General features: G+C 37.5%; 12 protein-coding genes and 1 pseudogene. 2 read left to right on the top strand and 11 right to left on the bottom strand.

The annotated features are described in order from the left end of the window. A pseudogene (locus PWP26_RS08210) lies at positions 1-1,679 on the bottom strand (carbon starvation protein A); the annotation flags it as partial. 184 nt (positions 1,680-1,863) lie between these two features. On the opposite strand from PWP26_RS08210, the gene amrS reads away from it, so the two are divergent. Then, positions 1,864-2,886, top strand: a complete 1,023-nt coding sequence (gene amrS / locus PWP26_RS07815) for an AmmeMemoRadiSam system radical SAM enzyme (RefSeq protein WP_301399356.1) — start codon at positions 1,864-1,866, stop codon at positions 2,884-2,886. Here amrS and rlmN read toward each other — a convergent pair. The 10 genes from rlmN to fabZ form a co-directional block, all read right to left on the bottom strand. Continuing rightward, on the bottom strand, positions 2,864-3,922 hold the full coding sequence (gene rlmN / locus PWP26_RS07810; protein WP_301399354.1) for a 23S rRNA (adenine(2503)-C(2))-methyltransferase RlmN: 1,059 nt from the start codon (positions 3,920-3,922) through the stop codon (positions 2,864-2,866). The two genes, amrS and rlmN, sit on opposite strands and share 23 nt — an antisense overlap. Positions 3,923-3,924: 2 nt before the next feature. Then, entirely contained in the window at positions 3,925-5,505 is a 1,581-nt protein-coding gene (gene serA, locus PWP26_RS07805; RefSeq protein WP_022856067.1) for a phosphoglycerate dehydrogenase, read from the bottom strand. A 34-nt stretch (positions 5,506-5,539) separates the two neighbouring features. Next, positions 5,540-6,703 carry an alanine--glyoxylate aminotransferase family protein gene (locus PWP26_RS07800; RefSeq protein WP_273010723.1) on the bottom strand — a complete coding sequence of 388 codons (1,164 nt, stop codon included), beginning with the start codon at positions 6,701-6,703 and terminating at the stop codon, positions 5,540-5,542. 78 nt (positions 6,704-6,781) lie between these two features. Then, positions 6,782-7,252, bottom strand: a complete 471-nt coding sequence (greA, locus tag PWP26_RS07795; RefSeq protein WP_038060640.1) for a transcription elongation factor GreA — start codon at positions 7,250-7,252, stop codon at positions 6,782-6,784. A gap of 57 nt (positions 7,253-7,309) precedes the next feature. Then, the gene (locus PWP26_RS07790; RefSeq protein ID WP_038060641.1) at positions 7,310-8,596 is read right to left on the bottom strand and encodes an IMP cyclohydrolase; all 1,287 of its coding nucleotides are present in this window, start codon (positions 8,594-8,596) and stop codon (positions 7,310-7,312) included. Between the two features lie 52 nt (positions 8,597-8,648). Further along, complete coding sequence (gene lpxB / locus PWP26_RS07785; protein ID WP_287568756.1) at positions 8,649-9,806, bottom strand: lipid-A-disaccharide synthase; 1,158 nt, start codon at positions 9,804-9,806, stop codon at positions 8,649-8,651. After that, a complete protein-coding gene (locus PWP26_RS07780) occupies positions 9,803-10,759 on the bottom strand; it encodes a Gfo/Idh/MocA family protein (RefSeq protein ID WP_038060646.1) in 957 nt (318 codons plus the stop codon). Before PWP26_RS07780 ends, lpxB begins: the two co-directional genes overlap by 4 nt. Beyond that, positions 10,746-11,570: an LpxI family protein gene (locus PWP26_RS07775; RefSeq protein WP_038060649.1), complete on the bottom strand. Its 825-nt coding sequence runs from the start codon at positions 11,568-11,570 to the stop codon at positions 10,746-10,748. The genes PWP26_RS07780 and PWP26_RS07775 overlap by 14 nt, the downstream gene beginning before the upstream one ends. A gap of 6 nt (positions 11,571-11,576) precedes the next feature. Then, positions 11,577-12,386, bottom strand: coding sequence for an acyl-ACP--UDP-N-acetylglucosamine O-acyltransferase (lpxA, locus tag PWP26_RS07770; RefSeq protein WP_301399353.1), 810 nt, complete (start codon positions 12,384-12,386; stop codon positions 11,577-11,579). Positions 12,387-12,391: 5 nt separating this feature from the next. After that, the gene (gene fabZ, locus PWP26_RS07765) at positions 12,392-12,832 is read right to left on the bottom strand and encodes a 3-hydroxyacyl-ACP dehydratase FabZ (protein WP_301399352.1); all 441 of its coding nucleotides are present in this window, start codon (positions 12,830-12,832) and stop codon (positions 12,392-12,394) included. A gap of 76 nt (positions 12,833-12,908) precedes the next feature. Here fabZ and PWP26_RS07760 point away from each other — a divergent pair, with 76 nt between their 5' ends. After that, complete coding sequence (locus PWP26_RS07760) at positions 12,909-13,370, top strand: Lrp/AsnC family transcriptional regulator (protein WP_301399351.1); 462 nt, start codon at positions 12,909-12,911, stop codon at positions 13,368-13,370. Positions 13,371-13,409 lie beyond the last annotated feature (39 nt).

Here is a 13,409-nt window from a genome sequence, read left to right as displayed (position 1 = left end):
AGCACCGCAAGTAAATATTTTTGTTTAGGGAGATAGTTGTTAACTATATTTTGATAGCCAGCAACGATGGTGGTTATTAACAAAAAGGTCATAGGAATGAGAGTTACCCATATATATTTTGCTTTACCAAGCCTTAAAAGATAGGTTGTAGTTACTGCAAATGCCATCCCAGCAAGAAGCTGGTTGTTCACTCCAAAAAGTGGCCATATGGTAGCTATCGTTCCTGTATAAAGAAGATATCCCCAGCAAAATGTAAATATCCCACTTGTAACAATTACACCTGGCCACCATGTGTAATCTCTTAGCTTTGGATAAAACACCCCTCCTAACTCCTGCATTAGATATCTTCCTACTCTTGTTCCTGCATCGATAAGGGTAAGTATAAATAAGGCCTCAAACATAATTGCAAAATGATACCAGTAACTCATCAAATGTCTTAGCCCACCTATCCTTGAAAAAATATCAGCCATTCCTACTGCCAAAGATACCGCTCCACCTGGACGACCTGCAAGCTCTTCTCCCACTAAAGCAGAAAGATAAGGCAGATCTTGAACCTGCATCCCAAGTTTTTTAAAAGCTTCTGGAGCACTGTTTATGGCAAAATAGTCTGCTGTAGAAAGTACGGTAGCAGCAATCAAGGCCATCAAAGCTACAAATCCTTCTACAAGCATGGCACCATATCCAATCACTCTTATATCTTTTCCATTTTCCAGCATCTTAGGTGTAGTTCCAGAGGAAACAAGGGAATGGAAACCTGAAATGGCTCCGCAAGCTATATGGTGATAAACATAAAAGGCCAAACCTTACCTGATATAACAGGACCACCACCTGCCACAAACTGAGTAACTGCAGGCATTTTAATTAAAGGATTTACAAGTATCACACCGATGGCAAGTAAAAACATCGTTCCGAACTTCATGTAAGAACTCAAATAATCTCTTGGAACAAGAAGTAACCAAACAGGTAAAACAGCTGCCAAAAATCCATATACTGGAACTAGTATAGAAAGTGTTTTTTTATCAAGAGTAAAATAAGGTGCTAAGCTTGATTCTTTAATCACTGGACCAACCACAACTGCTAAGATAATCAATATCACACCAATAATACTTGCTTCTACGACCTTACCTGGCCTTAACCATTTAAGATAGATACCTATAAAAATAGCGATCGATATGGTTACCCCAACTGTGAATGCTCCCCCAGGGACTATTATACAAAGCATTCACAACCGCGATAGAAGCACCAGCTAAAACGATGATTAACAAAAATAAAGTAGCAACAAGAACAAGCCAGTAAGATACCGGTCCAACTTGGGCTTTAGCAATTTCAGCAAGAGACTTTCCGTTATGTCTTACTGAGGCAAAAAGCACCACCATATCATGTACAGCACCAGCTACCACACACCCAATCAAAATCCATAAAAAACCAGGTAAATAACCAAATTGTGCAGCTAACACAGGTCCAATTAAAGGCCCTGCGCCAGCTATCGCTGCGAAATGGTGCCCAAAAACAAGCCAACGATTGGTAAGGACATAGTCTCTTCCGTCATTTAAAATAGTAGAAGGAGTAGATCTTTTGGGATCCAAAGAAAGAACTTTCGCAGCAATAAAAGCACTGTAAAACCTATAGGCAAGCACAAAAACACACGATAAAATCACCACCAGTACAAGTGCCTGCATCTTGCACCTCCTTTTTAGTTTTTTAACACAAATAAACAAGAAAATTCTAAGTCTATTTTGACAACCGATTAAAATTAATCCGCTATAGGATGCTTATGACTTTACCTAAGGTTAATTTGTCCTTAAATGTGATTGAATTTTAGCAAAAAATTTTTATTTTAATAAAAAGAAGGGAGGTAGATCTATGGGAATTAGGCAAGCTCTATTTTATCAAATGTTAGATGAAAAAAAGGTTCGATGCATGCTATGTAACCATCGGTGTGTAATACCAAACAATTCTGTAGGTCTTTGTGGGGTTAGGAAAAACGAAGAGGGAGTTTTATATTCTTTGGTATATGGGAAAATTGTGGCACAAAATTTAGACCCCATAGAAAAAAAGCCCCTCTATCACTTCTTACCAGGAACCTGGAGTTATTCTATTGCCACGGTGGGATGTAATTTCAGGTGTAGTTTTTGCCAAAACTTTGAAATCTCTCAATACCCACAGCTTTATAACTCTATTACCGGAAAATTAGTCTCGCCTAAGGAAATCGTAGAAAAAACCTTAAAAGAAGATGCAAAAAGTATTTCCTATACATATACAGAGCCTACCATCTTTTTTGAGTTTGCTTACGATTGTGCTAAATTAGCTTCTAAGCATGGCATCAAAAACGTGTTTGTTTCAAACGGCTACATGACTAAAGAGGCCATAGACTACATAAGCCCATATCTACATGGGATAAACGTAGACCTGAAATCTTTTAGAGATAGCTTCTATCGAAAACTTTGCAAAGCCAAACTTCAACCTGTACTGGACAACCTAAAATATCTCAAACAAAAAGGTATCTGGGTAGAAATCACTACCTTGATCATCCCAGGAGAAAACGACGATCCTTCTGAGCTTAAAGACATAGCCTATTTTATAAAAACCGAGCTTGATGAGAACACACCCTGGCATCTTTCAAGGTTTTATCCTCAATATCAGATGCTTGACAAAGATTTTACCCCTGTAGAAACCCTGCAAAAGGCTTATGAAATAGGAAAAGAAGCTGGGTTAAACTACGTATACATAGGAAATGTCCCAGGAAATCCTTATGAAAACACTTACTGTCCTAAATGCGAGACACTCCTTATAGAAAGAAGAGGATTAAGAGCCTTAAAGGTTCGGTTAAGAAGTAACGGCGTATGCCCTGTTTGTGGATTTACTATTGCAGGGGTATGGAGCTAAGGGTTAATCTTCTTCTTAGCTGACCACAAGCTGCAGAAATATCAAGTCCTTTGCTCTTTCTTACGGTGGTAAGGATGCCATGGTCTAATAAAAATCTCTGAAAGGATTCTATCTTTTTTTCTTCTGGTCTCTCAAAGGGTAGCTCAGGATGGGGATTATAAGGAATAAGATTGATTTTAATAGGGAAACTTCTGAAAAGGTTTACCAACTCTTTAGCATGCTGGAGACTATCATTTATTTCTTTTATAAGAATATATTCTATGGTAGTGCGTCCGTTTTTTATCCTAGGGAAAGTTTTGATAGTTTCTAAAAGGTCTTTAAGAGGATACTTTTTAGCTACAGGTATAAGACTTTTTCTTAAGTCATCATTTGGGGCATGAAGAGAAATAGCCAAAGCAGTAGGGAAGTCTTCTGCCAGCTTTTTAATCTTCTTTACCAACCCTACAGTAGAGACCGTTAACCTTTTTTTAGAAACATTAAACCCCAAAGGATGGGCAAGGATCTTTAAAGCTTTTATCAAGTTTTCGTAGTTAGCTAAAGGCTCTCCCATACCCATAAAAACAATGTTTCTTAAAGGAAGCAAACTATTTATTTCCTTAAGATACAGACGTGCTATAATCACTTGAGAGATTATTTCATAGACCTCTAGATTTCTTTTAAAACCTCCTTTAGCCGTAAGACAAAACTTACACCCCATCGCACATCCTACCTGAGTTGAGACACAAAGGGTATAATGGTCTCTTTCAGGGATGACCACCGTCTCTATGATCTCACCATCCTGTAATTTTAGAGCGAATTTGGTAGTTCCCTCTAGATCTGAAATCTTTTCAACTACTTCTGGCAACTCAAGAGTAAAGGTTTCTGCCAATTTTTTTCGTAATACCTTAGGAAGGTTTGTCATCTGGTCAAAATCAATGGCTTCTTTACAAGTAATCCAGTGAAAAATCTGTTCTGCACGATATTTAGGCTCACCAAGATGTGAGATCAAAACCTCTATTTCTTCTAAGGTATAGTTTCTTAAATTAAGCTTTTCCATGGTTAAAGTTCTAAGGGTTTTACCAAATATACGGTATCTAATTTGTTTAATTCCTCCAGGGCTTCTGCTGTAGGAGGCTGGTCTAAGCTAAGAAGGATCACGTTAGTCTGTTTCATCGGGTCCTGACCAACATACATCCTTGATATGTTAAGGTTGTGTTTGCCTAAAATGGTTCCTATTTGCCCTATAACCCCTGGTTTGTCTTCATTAAAAATATAAAGCATATGCCCTTCAGGTAAAGCATCTAACCTAAAACCATTTATCTTAACTATACGTGGTTCCTTTTTACCAAAAAGAGTTCCTTCTACGATGGTAGTACCTTCAGTGTGGATAACCTTGAGGCTAATAAGCGAGGTAAAATCTTCTGCCATCTCTATTTTAGATTCTATTACCTTGATGTCTCTTTCTTTAGCCCTGATAAGGGCATTTACATAGTTTACGTCCTCTTTTAAGAAGGGGTAAAGAAGTCCTTTTACCAAAGCTATGGTAACCGGTCTTACGTCTAACTGTGAAATCTCTCCTCTATAGCTTATTTCTACCTCTTTGATAGCCCCATCAGTAATCTGTGTAGCTAAAAGCCCCATTTTTTCTGCAAGAGTAATGATAGGACCTATAATCTTAAGGGTTTCAGGACTAATCGATGGCACGTTAACCGCATTTCTTATGATACCTTTTGTCAGGTAATCAGCTACTTGTTTAGCTATTTCTACAGCTACTACCTTTTGAGCCTCAACTGTAGAAGCTCCAAGATGTGGAGTTCCGATAAAATTTTCTAAAGTTAATAAAGGATGATCAGGGTCTATAGGTTCTTTTTCAAAAACATCAAGGGCTGCCCCAGCTACCTTACCAGACACCATAGCCTTATACAATGCTTCTTCATCTACTATCCCACCTCTCGCACAATTGATAAGATAAACCCCGTCTTTCATCAAAGAAAAAGCTTTTTCATCGATCAAATGATATGTCTCTTTGGTTAAAGGCGTATGGATGGTGATAAAATCTGCTCTTTTAAACAACTCCTCTAAACTAACCAGCTCTATCCCTTTTTTCTCAGCAGCTTCAGGGGTTACAAAGGGGTCATAGGCTATAACCTTCATCTTAAGTCCTAAAGCTCTTTCTGCTACAATCCCCCCTATCCTTCCTAAACCTATGATACCTAAAACTTTATTATTCACCTCTACCCCTATAAACTTTTTCTTTTCCCATTTCCCAGCTTTTATAGAGGCTACTGCCTGAGGGATTTTTCTTGCTAAAGCAAAAAGAAGGGCTAAAGCATGTTCTGCTGCTGCTAAACTGTTTCCTCCTGGAACATTCATCACGACTATACCTTTCTCGTTGGCTGCCTGAAGGTCTACATTGTCAAGCCCTGTACCTGCTCTACCTATTACTCTAAGTTTTTTTGCCCTTTCTATAACCTCTTTGGTTACCTTAGTAGCACTTCTTATAATAAGACCTTCTACCTCACCGATCAGGTCTAAAAGTTCCTCATAAGGCAAACCAGGTTTATAGATAACCTCTAACCCTTGTTCTTCAAGAATCTTTATACCTTCTTCAGAAAGTGAGTCAGAAATAAGAACCTTCATTTTCACCTTTTCCTCCTTTTAATATTTTTAATTTTTAAAAATATCTATGTTTTAGGTGTTCAAAGATAACCTTTTCAGCTGCCTTAACACCAGCCCCTAACTCTACTTGATACCCAAAAAGATTTAACCCTACCTCTAAAGCCGAAATAGCTACAAGCAAGTCAAACAAACTTTGATCTCCCATATGGGTTATCCTTATAATCTTTCCTTTTAGATGATCCTGGCCTCCTGCAAAAATAATCCCTAATTTGTTCTTAAGAAAGTTAATAAGTTCTCCTGTTTTAACCCCCTCAGGAACCTCTATCACCGTTAATGATTCTGAAGGCACCTCTGGAAAAATCTTAAGTCCTAAGGCCTTTACTGCTGCTCTACAAGCATTAGCTTGGACTTGATAATGTTCAAAAAGCGCTTTAAGGCCTATCTCTTTTATTCTTTGTAAAATCACCCTCAGCCCTAAAAGAAGGCTTACGGCTGGGGTAAAAGAAGTAGTATCCTTTTCATAGGCTTTTTTTTCTTTTTTTAAAGAAAAATAATATTTAGGCAAAGTAGATTTTTCTGAGAGCTTTTCAGCCTTTTCAGAAAAGGCTATAAAAGAAAGCCCAGGAGGAAGGCTTAAAGCCTTTTGAGAGCCTGTGATCACTACATCAAGTCCCCACTCATCCATAGGTATGTCAAACACCCCAAGGCCGGTGATAGCATCAACTACTATCACAGTTTCTCTATTTTTAGTAAGCTGTGCTATCTCTTTAACAGGGTGTTTAACGCCTGTGGAGGTTTCACAAGCCTGGAGTAAAACCCCTTTGATGTCAGGATGCGAGTTTAAAACCTCTTCTACTTGCTCGGATTTTACCGCTTTGCCCCAAGGTAAGTCTATTACCAAAGGATTTAAACCAAAAGTTTTCGCAAGTTCGAACCAACGTTGCCCGAACTTTCCTGCAGAAACTACCAATACTTTGTCTCCAGGAGAAAAAAGATTTAAAATAGCTGCCTCCATCGCACCAGTACCAGAAGAAGCAAAAAAATAGACGTTATTCTTTGTCTGAAAAAGATATTTTAGGTTCTCTCTTATCTCTTTTAAAATTTCAGAAAATTCTGGTAGTCTATGATGGGTCATCGGCTGAGCCATCGTCAGAAGGGCCTTAGGAGGAACAGGAACCGGACCAGGGGTGAAAAGATATTTTTTAGCTAAAAAATCCATGTAGACCTCCGCTTAAGTTAGTTTTTAATTTTACAAGATCAAATTTTATTAGTTTTATGCTAAAATACAACCCAAAGCTTAAATTTCTATGTCTAAAATTTCAAAATTTTTTATACCAGAAGGTGTTTTTACTTGAACTACATCTCCTATCTCCTTTCCTATCAAAGCTTTAGCTATAGGAGAATTAACTGAAATAATACCCTTTGAAGGGTCTGTCTCATAGGGACCTACTATCTTATAAACCACTATTTCATCGGTGTCCAGGTTTAAAAGTTTGACCTTTACTCCAAACTGTACCCTATCAGGAGCTTTGTTTAAAGGTGGTATTACTTCAGCATTGGCTAAAATCCCTGAAAGTTCCTGGATCTTTCCTTCTATATGAGCTTGCCTCTCCTTAGCTGCTTCGTATTCGGCATTTTCCGAAAGGTCACCGTGTGCCCTGGCCTCTTCGATAGCCTTGATTACCTTTCTTCTTTCAACCTTGATAAGATATTCAAGTTCCTTTTTTATTTTTTCTAAACCTTCAGGTGTAAAAGGTATTTTATTCATTATAACCCCCCTGCTTTCTTTTTTAGTAATGATTTGAAGTTGAAAAAAACAAAATGTTTAGTGCCTAAAAGCCCTTTGTCCGGTAAATTTCATGGCAATTTGATATTCATTACAAGCCTCTATAACCTCCCAGTCCCTTATTGAACCACCTGGTTGTAAAATTGCCGTAACTCCTTGTTTAGCCACCACGTCTACCGAATCTCTAAATGGTAAAAATCCGTCAGAAACCATCACCGCCCCTATCAAACCTGCCTTTTTTTCCTTGGTTTCTTCATCTATCCTTTCTTTATCTTCCTTGGGACGGATTCCTTTTGCTACTTCTAACTCCAATTGTTTGTAAGGAATCCCATATTTTTCGTAGCAAAGCAAATCAGCAAACTTAGTGTAGGCTTTAAAGATGGCTATCTCAGTACAACCAACCCTGTCTTGTTCTCCTGTTCCGATGGCTACGGTGCATTCATCCTTTACAAACAAAACCGAGTTAGAAGTAACCCCAAGTTCTACAGCCCAACCAAAAAGCATGTCTTTAACCTCTCTTTCGGTAGGTTCTCTTAGGCATTTGTACTCGATCCCATCTTTTACCGCAACCGCAGGTTTCAGATCTTCAGGACGATTAATCTTGTTACTTTGAGAAACCTGTACTATAAGGCCCCCATCTATGAGACTTTTAAACTCTACAATTTTATAATTTCTGTAGTTCTGAAGTCGATCCATCCGTTTAATCCGTATTATTCTTAAAGATTTTTTAGCTTTTAAAATCTCTATAGCTCCTTCTTCATATTCTGGAGCAACTACTACCTCAAAATAATTAGAAGCTATAGCCTCCGCACAAGCCTTATCTACAGGCCTGTTTAATACTACCACTCCGCCAAAAGCTGCGATACGGTCTGCCTTAAAAGCCCGTAAAAACGCCTCCTCTAAACTATTTCCATAAGCTACCCCAGAAGGATTGTTATGTTTGATGATAACACAACAAGGTTTTTCGTTAAGATACCTAAGGATGTTTAAACCGCTATCGATGTCAGTAAGGTTGATTTTACTTGGGTGTTTTCCGAACTGAATAAAATCCTGTTCTCTTAAAGAAGAAACCAACCCTAAATTGGGATGAATAAACTCACATTCTCCTAAAATCAGATTTCCTGCTACCAACTCATAAAGTGCTGCTTCTTGGTCTGGATTTTCTCCATATCTTAATCCTCTCCTTTCTATCACACCCGGTTCAACCTCTATATCCCAGGTCCTTTTTTTATATATCAAAGTTTGATCTCCAAAAGTTATTCTTATTTCTGAAGGAAAATGGTCTGTAACTATTGTATAGTACATTTTTTTCAAGTCTTCTGCCATGATCAACCTCCTAAAAAATTAAATTATATAATATAAAAACTTATATAATTTGTCAAGAAACCTTGCGTTTTAAAGACATCAAATACCTTACCATATCTTCAGCGATCCTCCAACTAGCACCAGGAGCCCCAAGTAATCTTTTTAAACCCTCCAAATCTCTTTTAATCCGTTCTTGTTTGGTACGGTCTTTTAAAAGTTCAATCAAGCGGTGAACAATAATCTCCTCTTGAGTCTTCCTAAATCCTACTATTTCTGGATAAACCTCTTTCCCAAGTATAAGGTTAGGAAGACTGATAAAAGGAACTTTAACCAATCTTTTAGCTAAACTCATCATCCAGTAAGGAAGAAAATAAGTAACTACCGCGGGGGTACCTATAATGGCTGCTTCTAAGGTTATAGTACCTGAAGCTAAAAGAGCCGCGGTAGAATACTTTAACACCTCATATTGAGTGTTTTCTACTACTTTAATCTCTTTTTTGGCTCCTTCCCAGATAAAAGAATCTTTTAATCCTAAAGCCTTAACCATTATTCCCTGTACTTCAGGGACCTTTTCTTTTACCATGCGATAAATTTTTAAAAATTGGGGGACATGTCTTTGAATTTCTTTTTCTCTACTTCCGGGGAAAAAGCTTAAAATAGGTTTTTCTTCATCTAACCCATAAATTTCAAAAAGCATCTCTTTAGAAAGATTAACCTTGATAAGGTCTAAGATAGGGTGACCTAAAAAAATAGCTGGGATTTCATAAGAATTAAAAAACTCCTTTTCAAAAGGCAACACTACATAAAGTCTATCCACATATTTTTTTAAAATTTTGATCCGTCTTTTATGCCATGCCCAAACCTGCGGAGCTATATAGTAAATAACCGGATAACCCATTTCTTTAGCTAATTTAGCTATCTTAAGATTAAACCCAGGAAAATCGACTAAAACCACAGCATCTACCAATTTTTTAGCTAAAAATTCTTTAATCTTTTTATATACAAACCAGTATTTCTTTAATTCTGACAGATTAGGTAAACCTACTAAAGCTAGAGGCTCAGCAGAAAAAAGTATATCTATCCCAAGACTTCTCATCTTTGGACCACCTACACCCACGAACTGAAAAGCTGCATTAACCTCTTTTATTCTTTTTATCAAAAGAGAACCGTAAAGGTCTCCAGACAACTCACCGGTTATGATAAAGATTTTGCAAGAGGCTTCTGAACTCATAAGAATTTTCTCAGATTTTGCTCAACCTGTTTTCTTATTTGAAACGCTAATTCTAAGGATTGCAACCCCTCCTTCCCATTAGGGGAAAGAGGTCTACCAGCTAAAATCCCTTCTACAAAATGAATCAGCTCACTTTTCAAAGGATCATCTTGTGGAAAAAGTTTTTTTTCTTGAAAGTATTCCTTAGTACTAGGGTCAACCTGAACATAAAGAAAACTTTTCTCTAAGGTATCAATCACCGCATAACTTCCTTTTTCAAAAATTCTTATTCTTCTTTGTCTGCTTAAAGACAAACGACTGGCAGTAAGGTTGCAGGTAGTCCCATCATCCAAAACCAATCTAGCATTTACTATGTCTGGAAGGTTGGTAAAGAAAGGAGCTCCTACTGCATGTATAAACTCAACTTTTCTACCAGGTTTCAGCATAAGTACCAGGTCTAAATCATGGATCATTAGGTCTAAAATCACATCTATATCTAAATTTCTTTCAGTAAAACAGGAAAGTCTATGGGCTTCTATAAAAACCGGATTTTTTATCTTTGAAATAGCCTCTTTTACTGCCTCCTGAAATCGTTCTATATACCCTATCTGTAAAGGAACGTTTTTTTTCTCAGCAAGATTTACCAATTCCTCCGCTAAATTTAATTCGTTAGTAATAGGTTTTTCCAAAAAAACGGCTTTTTCTTTCTCTATAAAAAACTTGGCTATTTCATAATGGGTAAAAGTAGGAGTAACTATCACCACCGCATCTACTAACCTAGCTATGTCTCTATAGTTAGAAAAAATTTGAGGATTTTTTCCAAGTTTTTTAAGTTTTTTAACCGCTTCTTGTACTCTTTCGGGATTTATGTCTACCAAAGCTACCAGATCTGCCTTATCTATCTGAGCAAGCTTTTCAGCATGAAACCTTCCTAAATGACCTATCCCGATGATACCTACCCTAAGCTTCTCCATCGGTTCCTCTATAGCCTACAATAGCTAAACCGTGTTTGTTAGCAAGTTCTAACGACTTTTCTTGCTGAAGAAAAAAAGTCTTCTCTGCTTCTAACGCCAAAACTTTAGCTTTAGCTTTTATCAGATTTTCTATCGTATTTAATCCTACCACCGGCAAGTCTAACCTTAAGTCCTGGATAGGTTTAGCTACTTTTATGACCACCGTATCTTCTCTTAACGTTCCTGCCCTCAAAATCGTCGCATCTGTTCCTTCCATAGCTTCTACAGCAACCGTCATCTTGTTTTTTACCACCACACACTGACCTATGTCGAGAGCTCCTATTTTTTTAGCAATATAAAAGCCATATCTAATATCTTCCCATTCATCCTCATTAGGACTTCTTTTAGTTAAAACCCCCTCTGGGGTCAAAAATTCTTTTAAAAACTCAGCAGGTCCTCTTATTCTAAAGCCCTCTTTTTCTAACTCCTCGGCTACTGCCTTTAAGATAGTGTTGTCTTCTCGGTTTTTAAGACGTTTCCATAATAAAAAAGCCTTGACGTCTGGAATCCCTATCTTCAGGGCCTTACTTTTATCTAACTTTCCTAAAAATACCAAATCTTTTACCTGCTCTTTTTTAAAAATCTTGATAAGTTTTCCCAGCTGACCTATCCCTACTTCTTCCACCCTGTTTACTAAAGGATCAAGTCGCCTTTTTTGCTCTTTAGAAAAACAAACAGCCACTACTCTATAACCTTGTTTTTTTAAAACCTGAGCCAAAATTAAAGGGAACTCTCCCTCACCTGAGATGAGGCCTACAGAAGTAGTCTCCATAAACCTTTAAAAAGCCTCTTCACCCTCGAAAGGTTTTCTCCTCATAATTCCCTGACGAGAGGGATTCTCTAAAAACTTAACAAGTTCATTAACTACTGGGTCTTCGTTAAAAATTTCACGCAACTCCTGAACCACCTCTTTTATCGTAACTGGTGCGTCAAGAAAAAAACCCACGGCTTGAGAAATTTTTCTTATATCCTCTTTAGTAAAACCAGCCCTTCTTAATCCAACCAAGTTAATCCCTTGAATTTTCCCAGGGACTCCAAAAACCTTTACATAAGGAGGCACATCCTTGTCTATCCCTGTCATAGCACTTACAAAAGCATACGCCCCTATTCTGCAAAACTGATGTACTGCTGAAAAACCTCCCATAACCACTCGGTCACCTACCCTTACATGTCCTCCTAAAGTTGCGGCGTTTGCCATCACCACATGATCCCCTACCTTGCAATCATGGGCTATATGCACATAGGCCATCAAAAGACAATGATTACCTATCCTGGTAATGCCATCATCATAAGGAGTCCCTCTATGGATGGTAACAAACTCTCTGATAATATTACCGTTTCCGATCTCTACAAAGGTTTCTTCTCCTTTGTATCCTAAATGCTGAGGGTCTGTTCCAATAACCGCAGATGGACCGATTATGTTGTTTTCTCCAATTTTAGTGTTTTTTTCTATGTAAGAATATGGCTTGATGATGGTGCCTTTGCCTATAAAAACCTTTGGGCCAATATAAACATTAGGTCCTATTTCTACACCCTCTTCTATCTCAGAAGAGGGATCTACATAGGCAGTAGGATGTATTTTGGCCATAAATTTTAGTCCTCCTCTCTCAAACCTGCAATTAACTCTGCCTCAGCCACTACTTTTTCTCCTACCTTAGCCACCGCATAGGTTTTAATAATACGTCCTTTCTTTTTAAACCCCTTGGCTTCTAAGATTAAGGTATCTCCAGGATAAACCGGATGCCTAAACCTTACCTTATCAGCCCCTGCAAACACAAAAAGGCTATTTTTATACTCTGGGAAAATAAACTTAAGTCCAGCAACTGCTGCTTGTGCCATAGCCTCCAGGATCAAAACACCAGGCATTATGGGATTACCTGGAAAATGTCCCTGAAAAAAAGGCTCATTTATGGTTACATTTTTCAACATCTTTATGTATTTACCTTCTTTATCAAGCTCTAAAATTTTATCTATTAACAAAAATGGATAACGATGAGGCAGAAGTTCAAAAATTTCTTTGGCCTTTATTTCCATCTCAAGCCTCCGTTGTAAACAATCGATTTTTATATTATCATAGAAAATCAAATCTTAAAAGAAGGGATAAAAACAAATGGCAAAAAAGTTTTCACTTTCTCAAAAAGATAAAAAAAACCTGCTAAACCTATTACAGCAAGAATTCCCTATAGAAGAAAAACCTTTTGAAACTTTGGCTAAAAAATTCGACCTTTCAGAGGAAGAAATAATAGAATTTTTAAAAAACCTTCAAAAAGAAGGAATTATTAGGCATTTTGGAGCCACAGTCAACTCGATAAAATTGGGGTATTATACCTGTTTATGTGGAACTTCTATCCCAGAAGAAAGAATAAACATAGTTTATGAAATAGCAGAACTGCCAGAGGTTACCCATGCCTATCTCAGAGAACATAGACTTAACTTCTGGTTTACCGTAGTCCTCCCTTCAGAAGAAACCTTCCCAAACTTTATCAAAAATCTATCTGATAAATATCAAATCGAAATCAAAAGTTTTCCTATGGTAAAAAAGTTTAAGGCTAAGGCTGTTTTTACCCTCTAATCTTTTATTTCATCGCAGCTCCAGCCACTGTCCCCATTA

This window comes from Thermodesulfobacterium sp. (assembly GCF_030445475.1).
GTDB classification, from domain to species: Bacteria; Desulfobacterota; Thermodesulfobacteria; order Thermodesulfobacteriales; family Thermodesulfobacteriaceae; genus Thermodesulfobacterium; species Thermodesulfobacterium commune.
This window is presented reverse-complemented; position numbering and strand designations above follow the sequence as displayed.